Annotated in this window: 1 pseudogene; it reads right to left on the bottom strand. The window is 41.6% G+C overall.

Annotation, left to right across the window (positions count from 1 at the left end):
* A pseudogene (locus FCS21_RS17655) lies at positions 1–461 on the bottom strand (xanthine dehydrogenase family protein molybdopterin-binding subunit); the annotation flags it as partial.
* Positions 462–483 lie beyond the last annotated feature (22 nt).

A 483-nucleotide genomic window follows, 5' to 3' on the forward strand; every position in this document is an offset into this window, starting at 1 on the left:
AAAGCTTTTTTTCCTTCTAACGCTGCCCAGGTAGAATCAGCGACAACGGCTATACCTTCCCGAATGGTATTGTGTACCATCATTTTTACGACGAAAATATTTTTTACTCCGGGTATCTTTTTTGCTTCGGAATCGTCAAAGCTTTTTACTTTTCCGCGTAGTCTTGGGTTTCTTTCCACGGCAGCATATAGCATTCCGGGAATTTTTTTATCCAAACCAAAGATGGCACTTCCATTAAGTTTCATGGGCGTATCCAAACGGTGTAATGGCTGACGAATCAGCTTATATTCGGATATTTTTTTAAGTTTTGGATTTTTTGGTGCTTCTAGTTTTGAAGCTTGCAGTACGAGTTCTCCGTAGTGCATTTTTTTGGCAGATGGTCGGTGTATGACATGTCCAGCTTCTGCATAACAATCATTCACGGATACTTTCCATTGCAAAGCTGCTGCTGTTATCAGCATTTCACGTGCCGTGGCACTCAGC

This window comes from Colwellia ponticola, from assembly GCF_005885605.1.
Classification (GTDB): Bacteria; Pseudomonadota; Gammaproteobacteria; order Enterobacterales; family Alteromonadaceae; genus Colwellia; species Colwellia ponticola.